Origin of the sequence: Mucilaginibacter sp., from assembly GCF_041663085.1 — a bacterium.
Classification (GTDB): domain Bacteria; phylum Bacteroidota; class Bacteroidia; order Sphingobacteriales; family Sphingobacteriaceae; genus Mucilaginibacter.
Map to the genome: position 1 here is coordinate 1 of NZ_JBAZRC010000168.1, position 10,352 is coordinate 10,352.

9 protein-coding genes are annotated in these 10,352 nt (G+C 44.5%); 7 read left to right on the forward strand and 2 right to left on the reverse strand.

Features of this window, described 5'->3' with window-relative positions; all coding sequences use genetic code 11:
• A partial coding sequence (gene lpxK, locus WC615_RS20670) for a tetraacyldisaccharide 4'-kinase (RefSeq protein ID WP_372979955.1) occupies positions 1-965 on the reverse strand: 965 nt, incomplete at its 3' end.
• A gap of 118 nt (positions 966-1,083) precedes the next feature.
• Between lpxK and WC615_RS20675 the strand changes: the two genes are divergently transcribed.
• On the forward strand, positions 1,084-1,992 hold the full coding sequence (locus WC615_RS20675; protein ID WP_372979956.1) for a serine hydrolase: 909 nt from the start codon (positions 1,084-1,086) through the stop codon (positions 1,990-1,992).
• 1 nt (position 1,993) lies between these two features.
• Here the strand turns inward: WC615_RS20675 and WC615_RS20680 are convergent, their stop codons facing one another.
• Positions 1,994-2,482, reverse strand: coding sequence for a VOC family protein (locus tag WC615_RS20680; protein WP_372979957.1), 489 nt, complete (start codon positions 2,480-2,482; stop codon positions 1,994-1,996).
• Positions 2,483-2,645: 163 nt separating this feature from the next.
• Between WC615_RS20680 and WC615_RS20685 the strand changes: the two genes are divergently transcribed.
• From WC615_RS20685 to WC615_RS20710, 6 genes are all read left to right on the forward strand, one after another.
• Positions 2,646-5,372, forward strand: coding sequence for an outer membrane beta-barrel protein (locus WC615_RS20685; RefSeq protein ID WP_372979958.1), 2,727 nt, complete (start codon positions 2,646-2,648; stop codon positions 5,370-5,372).
• Positions 5,373-5,468: 96 nt separating this feature from the next.
• Complete coding sequence (yihA, locus tag WC615_RS20690) at positions 5,469-6,101, forward strand: ribosome biogenesis GTP-binding protein YihA/YsxC (RefSeq protein WP_372979959.1); 633 nt, start codon at positions 5,469-5,471, stop codon at positions 6,099-6,101.
• Positions 6,102-6,139: 38 nt separating this feature from the next.
• Positions 6,140-6,994, forward strand: coding sequence for a UbiA-like polyprenyltransferase (locus WC615_RS20695; RefSeq protein ID WP_372979960.1), 855 nt, complete (start codon positions 6,140-6,142; stop codon positions 6,992-6,994).
• Positions 6,982-7,584, forward strand: coding sequence for a Crp/Fnr family transcriptional regulator (locus WC615_RS20700; protein ID WP_372979961.1), 603 nt, complete (start codon positions 6,982-6,984; stop codon positions 7,582-7,584). The genes WC615_RS20695 and WC615_RS20700 overlap by 13 nt, the downstream gene beginning before the upstream one ends.
• 436 nt (positions 7,585-8,020) lie before the next feature.
• Positions 8,021-8,950, forward strand: coding sequence for an NAD-dependent epimerase/dehydratase family protein (locus tag WC615_RS20705; protein ID WP_372979962.1), 930 nt, complete (start codon positions 8,021-8,023; stop codon positions 8,948-8,950).
• 118 nt (positions 8,951-9,068) lie between these two features.
• Positions 9,069-10,352: M3 family oligoendopeptidase (locus WC615_RS20710; RefSeq protein ID WP_372979963.1), on the forward strand; the 1,284-nt coding region annotated here is incomplete at its 3' end.

Below are 10,352 nucleotides of genomic sequence, written 5' to 3' on the forward strand. Positions count from 1 at the left end.
AGCACCCAAACAGGCAATTGCGCAACAGCCGGCAGCAGTTCATGTACCCCTAAACGCTGCGCATCCTTTTCTGTTGTGATAATAACTTTTTTTTGTGATTTACAGGCAGAAAATTCACCCGCAAGTTTAACTATATTTTTCAAGCTAAAGGGATGATGATCGGGATAATTATGGTGAATAATGTTTGCAGTAAACTGATTAATATGCTGTACCAAAGGTTTAGGATTAGCGATACCTGTTAGTAAAAACACTGTGGTATTTGCATCGATCTTAAAATTCACAGGCTGACCTTGTAGATCCTGCAATGGCTGGTAGGTTATGGCGCTAAAAAACAATGGCTGCCAGTTTAAGGGCGCTATCTGCTCGTAGCTTTTGGTCATTTGCTGCTCGGTCAAATCATCAGGGCATTTGGTTACTACCATGATATCGGCACGCCACCGGCCGCTAAATGGCTCGCGCAGGTTACCGGCAGGCAGTACAAATTTTGGCTGTTGCAGGTGGGTATAATCGAACAATAAAATACTTAAGCCCGGTTTAACCGCGCGATGCTGAAAGGCGTCATCCAGTAAAATAAGATCGTGGTTGACTTTAAGCTGATCGATGCCGGTTACCCTATCCTCGCACACAGCTACGGTAACATCAGGGAATTTATGCTTAAACTGTGATGGCTCGTCGCCTATTTGAGCGGATGTGCTTGCTGCATCAGCCAAAACAAAACCCTTTGTATAGCGACCGTACCCCCGGCTTAATGTGGCTAATTTATTATCGTTTTTTAACAGACGGATGAGGTACTCCGTCATGGGGCTTTTGCCCGCGCCTCCAACTTCCAGGTTGCCTACGCATATTACAGGTAACCCGAATTGTTTGCTTTTAAACAGGCCTGCATCATAAAACCAGTTACGGATGATAACTACCAAGCCATACAGTAACGAAAACGGTAATAAAAGCCAGCGCAGGTATTGCATAGATGTTGTAAAGATAGGAAAAGAGGATGTTTAATTTTAATAAAGCATCATTGCGAGAAACGTAGTGACGGGTAGATTAATAGAAAAGTTCATAACTTTAATTTATCAATGCACCCATATGAAACACCTCCTATCCATCCTCCTGCTTTGCGCCACCCTCACAACCTTTGCCCAAACCGATCAAAAGCTTACCGCGCAATTAAAAGCAGCCACCAAAAATTTCAATGGCGATGTTGGCATCTACGTGCATAATTTAAAAACAGGAAAAACAGCCGCGATCAACGCCGATACCCTGTTCCCTACTGCCAGCATGATCAAGGTGAGTATTTTAAGCGGGCTGATGGATAAGATAGAAAAAGGCGAAATTCAGTACAACCAAAAACTGGTTTACCGCGATTCGCTATTATACCCCGGTGTAGACATATTGGGCTCGTTTAAAGATAAAGACACCATACAGGTAAGTAAAGTTGCCCTGCTGATGATCACCATGAGCGATAATACCGCCAGCACCTGGCTGCAAAAGCTGGTAGGCGGCGAATATATTAACAACTGGCTTGATCAAAACGGCTTTAAGGTGATGCGGGTAAACTCGCGTATCCCGGCACGCAGGGCTATATGGCAAATTTACGGCTGGGGCGTTACCACCCCGCGCGAGATGTGCCGGTTGTTTACCATGATACACGATGGCAAGGCGATAAGCCCCGCCGCAAGCGAACGCATGAGCCGCATGCTGAACCGGATTTTTTGGGATAACGGCGCGCTATCGCAGATTCCGCCGTACGTACAAACCCTCTCAAAACAAGGTGCGGTTGACGCTTCAAAATCTGAAACGGTTTTGGTGAACGCCCCGCATGGCGATTATGTCTTCTCCATCATCACCAAAAATAATAAGGACCAGCGCTGGGTGCCCGACAATGAGGCGGACCTACTCATCAAAAAAGTATCGGCCTTGTTATGGCATTATTTTGAACCCGACAGCAAGTGGCAGCCTGCTGCCGGTATGGATAAATATATGCTGAACGAATAACTTACTTTAACAAGGCCAGCAAACCCGGGATATCCAGCTGTCGGGTGTACATGGTAAGGTTGCCTGCATCATCGGTAGGCCATTTATCTTTCGGCCTGTCCCAATACAATTCAACCCCGTTACCATCCGGGTCGTCCAGGTACAAAGCTTCAGATACGCCATGGTCTGATGCTCCTGTAAGCGGGTATCCGTTATCAATTAACCTTTGTAAAATAGCGGCAAGATCTTTCCTTTCGGGATATAAAACAGCTGTATGAAACAAACCCGGCGCATATTGCGGCGCAGGCGGTGCGCCTTTACTTTGCCAGGTGTTCAACCCGATATGGTGATGGTACCCACCCGCCGAAATAAACGCGGCCTGGTCGCCGTACATGGTTATCAATTCAAACCCAAGCAGGTCGCAGTAAAAAGCCATAGATTTTTGCAGGTCGCTTACTTTTAGGTGCACATGCCCTATGCGGGTTTGGGCGGGTATTTTATAATTGATCATATAATTACATGTTTAAACATACAAATATAGCCTGATAATTGATGACGGGTGTTATTCAAATGTAATGTTTGCGATACAAAAACTTAATAAATGTTAACAGATACATCTAATTAAAAACATTTTATACATTTTTAGAACAAGTTTACCGCCCCTTATCATCTGCATGTACAAATACTTATTGTTACCCATTTTATTATTCGCCTCATTAAACCTTCATGCGCAAAAAAAGGCCGTTATAAAAGGCACAGTAACCGATTCATTAACCAGCAGCCCGGTTGAGTTTGCCACCGTAGCCATATTAGATAACCGCGACACCCTCTCTACCCTGATAGCCTACACTATCAGCGATAAGAATGGCATATTTAACCTGCATAATATCCCAAAAGATATTCCCATAAAGGTATTTATATCATTTGCGGGCTATCAGCCTTACCGTAAAATAACAATGCTTAATGCCAAAACAGAAATGCTCGACCTTGGCATCGTTCACCTTAACCCAAAACAGTTGCAGCAAGTAACCATAACCGGCGAACGTATCCCCATCGTGATCCGTAAAGACACCATCGAGTTTAATGCCGAAGCTTTTAAAGTGAGGCCTAACGCCGTGGTACAGGATCTGTTAAAAAAACTGCCCGGGGTTGAGGTGGCCAATGATGGCAGTATCACTGTAATGGGTAAAGATGTTACCAAAATACTGGTTGATGGTAAAGAGTTTTTCGCGTCAGACATGCGCATAGCTTCGCGCAACCTTGACGCCGATATGATAGCCAAAGTACAGGTTTATGACGACCGCGAGAATGACCCCGACCACCTTATACCCGAATCAAAGCTCAACAAGATCATCAACCTGAAATTTAAAAAGGCTTTAAAGAAGAGCATTTTCGGCAAAGTATACGGCGGCCTGGGTACACAGGGGCATTACCAAACCGGCGGCCTGTTCAATATGTTTAGGGATACACTGCAAATAAGCGTACTGGCATCATCAAACGATTTAAACAGCACAGGTTTTGATTTTAACGATTTATACTCTTCTGGCGGTTTAAACCGCGGCGGCGAGGCCATATCACGCGGCGGGATAGCGTTTGGCGGTACAGGCAATGGTAAACAAACAGCTACAAATGGCGGTATAAACATCAATACAGATTACGGCAAAAAACTAAAAATAAACTTTGCCTACCTGTACAAAAACACGCTGTCAGAATATAATTCACTTACCAACAGGCAGCAGTTTTTAAACGATACCACGGCGGTAACCGCTTCGGCAAGTAATCGTAATGGCACCATGTATTCGCATAGTTTAAGCAGTACAGTAATGTGGAAGCCGGATGACAAAACACAACTTAGGTACCTGCCTTTATTAACTTTTTACACCAATAACGACGGCAACACAAACAGCAGCAATAGCTACAGTAACTTTATAACCCCCATAAGTAACTCGGTTAACAATAGTAATTCATATTCCAATTCGTTCCGGTTCGAGCAATCGCTCAGTTATAACCACCAGCTAAAAAAGAAAGGTGCTTCATTCAATATTGACCATAGCTTAAGCATCAGTCCGGGCAGGGGTTACAACTTCGACAATACCGATTACACTTCTTACGTAGCCGGTTTCCCATCCTACGCGTTCAGGCAAAAGGCGGATAATGATAACCGTAACACATCTGTAAACCTTTCGGCAGGCTACCGGTACCCGGTAAGCAAAAAGCTAATCACAGAAATTACTGCAAGCACCTCTTTTAATGATGATCTGAACAAAGTATCTACCTATGATTACAACCCCGTTACCGGCGAGTATGATAGCTTTTTGCTTGTTAAAAGCAACGACCTTACCCGCGATAAGTGGACCCAAACCATAACGCCCGGCATCACGCTTAATTTGCCTAAGAATATTAACATTGTGGCACGTTTAGGCAACCAGTTTCAGCAGGTGAACAATATTTTTAACCGTGACGTAGCCAACATCAACCAGCATTATTTTTTCCTGCTACCAAGCCTTAATATTAACATTAAAGGTTTTTCTACAGGGTACAGCCGTAATGTTGACATCCCTAATATAGGCGACCTGATACCGTATTCGGTAATATACAGCCCTTCCTATTCGGTTACGGGTAACCCCAATTTAAAACCCACAACCCGCAATAATTTTGATATTAACTACGCTGTTTACAACTTTCAGCATGGCTTAAGTTATAACCTTAGGGCTAGCGCATCTTTTGAGCAAAACAGTGTTTTCAGGCAGCGCACAATTGATGAACAATTATCAGAAACAAGCATGCCCATAAACCGCAATGGCCGTTATAACTTAAATATTGGAGGTTATATTAGTAAGCAGTTTAAAAAGAAAACTGATTTCCAGTTCAGCTCGTCAACCAATTTAAATTTATCCAAAAGCCATGGTTTTTTTGTGCTGAACAGGATGGATGGGTACCAGGATTCGTATCGCGCCAGCATATCCGAACGCATCTCTTTCAGCTATAAAGAGATCATCCAGATTGATCCGCAATACACCATAACCCAAGTTTATACCAGCTATAGCGGGGTTAATTATAACAGCCAAAAGTTTATTACCCATAATGCCAATGCCCACTTTAATATATTTTTGCCTGTTAAATTTAATGTGGAAGGAAATTACACGTACAGGTATAATCCGCTGGTTGCACCCGGATTCCAAAAAAGCAGTAATTTACTTAGTCTAAGCCTTGCCCATCAGTTTTTAAAGAAAGACCGCGGCGAGATAAAACTATCCTGTTACGATATCCTAAATCAAAACATCAGCTCGTATCGCTTTATTAATGAAAACTCGGTAACCGATGTGCAATCGCAAATAATTAAGCGGTACTTTATGCTTACCCTGCAGTTTAAATTTAATAAGTCGACCGTAAAGAAATGATGACAAACCATCAAACAACCAGCCCATCATAAGAGTTCCAACTCGGCCGTAATTAGGTATTTAGTTGGTTAAGCCACAAAACACTACCTTTGCAGCATGATTATAAAATCTGCCGACTTTATTTGCAGCAACACCCAGATATCAAAGTTGCCGCCACCTACCAAGCCCGAGTACGCTTTCATCGGCCGTAGTAACGTGGGGAAATCGTCGCTGATCAATATGCTGGTGCAAAAAAAGGGGCTTGCCAAAACATCGCAAACACCGGGTAAAACCCAGCTTATCAATCATTTTTATGTAAACGAAACCTGGTACATTGTGGATTTGCCCGGTTACGGCTATGCGCGTGCATCAAAAAGCAAAAAAGCCGACTGGAACAAATTCATTCAAACCTATCTGGACAAGCGCGAAAGCCTGCAATGCGTAATGGTTTTGATTGACAGCCGCCTGGAGCCTCAAAAAATAGATCTTGAATTTTGTAGCTGGCTGGGCGAAAAAGGCCTGTCTTTCGTTTTAGTATTTACTAAGGCTGATAAACAATCGGCTGTAAAAACAGACCAGAATATCGCCAAGTTCCGCAAAGCCATGCTGGCCTTTTTTGAAGAAGCACCACAGCACTTTGTAACATCATCAGAGTTACATACCGGCCGCGACGAGATCCTGGGATTTATAAGCAACATTAACCAAAGCTTTGAAGCACCCGATTATGACGAAGAATATTATAGTAAATAAATAAATTTGCTCCCCACTCAAGAGGGGAACCGAAAACAATGAAAAAGTATTTATCATTAGTAACTTTTACGCACACCATATTTGCCATGCCGTTTGCCTTTATAGGCTTCTTTTTGGCCGTTACCACTACCGACCACAAATTTGAGTGGCAAAAGCTGGTGATGATGCTGCTTTGTATGGTATTTGCCCGCAACTCAGCCATGGCGTTTAACCGCTATCTGGACAGGAACATCGACGCCAAAAACCCACGTACCAAACAGCGTGATATCCCGGCAGGGAGGATAAGCCCGGCGGCGGCTTTGACGTTTACACTTACCAACTGTGCCTTATTTATATTAACCACCTGGTTTATTAACCCGCTTTGCTTTTACCTGTCGCCAATAGCACTACTGGTGGTATTGGGTTACAGTGCTACCAAACGGTTTACCGCGCTTTGCCACATGGTTTTGGGTTTAGGCTTATCGCTTGCCCCTATCGGCGCTTATTTGGTGGTTACCGGGGCATTTGCTTTAACGCCTGTATTTTTCTCGCTTTCAGTTTTATGCTGGGTGAGCGGGTTCGATATTATTTACGCCCTGCAGGATGAAGATTTTGACCGGAACGAAAAGCTGCACTCCATCCCCGCCTGGCTGGGTAAGGTAAACGCTTTAAGGTTATCTACCGTGTTGCATGTATTCTCGGCTATATTTATTTTTATGCCGGTGCTTTATACCAACGTGGGTGTACTTTATTATATCGGCATCGCGTTCTTTTGCGCTATGCTTATCTATCAGCACCTGCTGGTAAAACCAAACGACCTGAGCCGCGTAAACATCGCCTTCATGACCACAAACGGCATTGCCAGTGTGGTGTTTGCGGCGTTTTTTTTAATGGATAGGGTATGGATGCGCTAACATCGGCACAGCTAAACGTTTTCAGGGAGAGCCTTGAAAAATACGTAAGCTTTAATGAAGCCGAATGGATAGTATTTACCCAGCACCTTAGCCTGGCCACCTATAAAAAGAAACAGCATTTTGCCGAAGCAGGTACCATTTGCCGGCATTTTGGCTTTGTACTCACCGGTTCGGTAAGGTACTATCACATTATTGAGGGTAACGATGTTACGGGTTACTTCAGTTTTGAGCGGGAGTTTGTAAGCTCGTACAAAAGTTTTTTAACCGGTGAGCCCAGTGGCAATTACATTCAGGCGCTTGAGCCGACGCAGATCATCCTCATCAGCAAACCCAATTTGGATAAAATGCTGGCCAACCCCATGCTGGCCTATAAAATGGAACGCTTTGGCAGGCTCGTAGCCGAACATTACCTCATTTGCTATGAAGACCGCGTAACCTCCCTCATCACCCAAACACCCGAGGAACGCTACTTAAAACTTTTAGAAACCGGCCGCGATGTTCTGCAGCGCATGCCGCAGCATTATATAGCCAACTTTTTAGGTATAACGCCGGTGTCGTTATCAAGGATCAGGAAGCGAATATTAATTTAAGCCTTTAATTTATTTGTCATGCTGAGCGATAGCGAAGTATCTATCGGCTACATGCAAGTCGGCGTGGTTTATAATTATTTTTTGAATTATAACTTTGCCGTTGCCTGCGGCCCGGGCTTTATGCTCATACTGCACAGGCCTTAGCCACAGGCCGGTATCCGCGCCAATCCCTAACGCGGTCGACTCACCCCGACTACGCTACGCTGGTCGACCCTCTCTGCTTCGCAAAGAGGGTGAAGAAAAAAAGTAGTTTAACCCTCTTTCCGCGCAGCGAAGAGAGGGTGGTCGGGCGAAGCAATGACCGGGTGAGTAAACTAACGCCAAGTAAACCACTCACCATTCTCCACTCACTAACCACCAAATTCTTATCTTATGTTAACGTTTTGATTTTCAATGTGGCCGTACATTTGTATCATACAATTAAAACGAAAACATTATGCACACTATATTAGGGGCCGGCGGGCCGGTAGCAAACGCCTTAACAACCGAATTAGTAAACAATAACACACCGGTAAGGCTGGTTAGTCGCCGCCCGGTAGATATGGAGGGTAACAACATTACCTGGCGCAAAGCCGATTTATTGAATTATAACGAAGTACAGGAAGCCGTTAAAGGCTCAACCGTAGTATACCTTTGCGCGGGGCTGATTTATGATGTAAAGATCTGGCAGGAACAATGGCCGGTTATCATCCGCAATGTGATCAACGTAACCAAAGAAAATAACGCCAGGCTCATCTTCTTTGATAACGTTTACATGTATGGCCTTGTAGATGGCCCTATGAAAGAGGACACCCCATACCACCCATCGAGCGAAAAAGGCAAAGTGCGTGCCGCCATAGCCAACACCATTATGGACGAGGTAAAGGCAGGCACCCTGAATGCCACCATAGCCCGCGCTCCCGATTTTTATGGCACTAGCAGTAAAAATTCGTTTTTTGATATGATGGTGCTTGATAAATATGCCCAAAAACAAAGTGCACAATGGATGGGCGACCCAAACAAGCTACATAACTTCATCTACATACCTGATTGTGGCCGCGCCATGTACCTGCTGGGGCAAAACCCCGAAAGTGCTAACCAGATCTGGCACCTGCCTACTGCTCCGGTAATGACAGGTCACCAGTTTTTGGAGCTTGCCGCACGCATTTATGGCGTTAAGCCAAAGTTTATGCGTGTACGTAAATTTATGCTGTGGATACTGGGCTTGTTTAACAAACTGATTGCCGGTACGGTAGAAATGTATTACCAAACCGATCATGATTATATTTTCAACTCAGATAAATTTGAGAAAGCCTTTAACTTTAAGCCAACCAGTTATGAAGAAGGGATAAAAGAAGTAGCAAGGATGATATATAAGCCGAGGTAAGTCGTTAGTCTGAAGTCAAAAGTCTGAAGTACGTAAATTTAACTTCCAACTCCCGACTTAGGGCTTTAGACTTCAGACTCTATTCTGCATATTTGTATGTCTACATTTTTATAAACCCATGATCCATAAAAAAACAAGAACATATATCCCGGCCGACCTTGAAATTAAATGGGAAACGCTGGAACCTATTTACAAAGAACTATTAGCCCGTCCCATCAATTCCGTTGAAGAACTGGAGCAATGGCTAAAGGATGGCAGCGAACTGCAAGCCGCCCTTGAAGAAGATTTTGCATGGCGCTACATCCGCATGACCTGCGATACCACCAGCGAGGAACTGTTGGAAAAATTCCAATACTTTGCTACCGAGATAGAGCCAAAAACAGCTCCATATAATAACGACCTGAACAAAAAACTGGTTGAGAACGAATATGTGGACCAACTGAACGAAGAGAAATTCTACATTATGCTGCGCGCGGTTAAAAAATCGCTTGAGCTTTTCCGTGAGGACAATATCCCGCTGCAAACGGAGATCCAGGTAGAGCAGCAAAAATACCAGTCGATTACCGGCGCCATGAGCGTACATATCGGCGAAAAAGAATATACACTGGAGCAAGCTTCCGTTTTCCTGAAAGATACCGACCGCAGCAAGCGCCAGGAAGTTTGGGAAAAGATTACCGCCCGCCGCCTGCAGGAAAAAACGGTACTGGATACCCTGTTCGATCACCTGCGTGCCCTGCGCCATAAAGTGGCCCTGAATGCAGGTTTTGAGAACTTCCGCGATTATATGTTCCAGGCGCTTGGCCGTTTTGATTACACCCCGCAGGATTGCTACGCTTTCCACGCGGCTATCGAAACCGAGATCGTCCCTATCCTGCGCGAGCAGGCCGAAAAACGCAAAGCCGCTTTAGGTGTTGATGCCCTTAAGCCATGGGATATGGATGTGGATATTTCCGGCAAGCCTGCCCTTAAACCGTTTAACAGCGGCGCCGAACTGGTGGAGAAATCTATTCAGTGCTTTAGCAATATCAACCGTTACCTGGGCGAGCGTTTAGAGATCATGAAAGATAACAACCTGTTTGATGTGGAAAGCCGTAAAGGCAAGGCACCGGGCGGTTATAATTACCCGCTATCTGAAACGGGTGCGCCGTTCATCTTCATGAACTCGGCCAACACCTTCCGCGATTTAACTACCATGGTACACGAGGGCGGCCACGCGGTACATACCTTTTTAACTGCCGACCTGGAACTGAACGATTTTAAACATTGCCCAAGCGAAGTTGCCGAATTGGCTTCCATGTCGATGGAGTTGATATCGATGGATAACTGGGATGTGTATTTTGATAACGAGGAAGACCTGAAACGCGCAAAACGCGATCAATTATTCGATGTATTAAAAACCTTG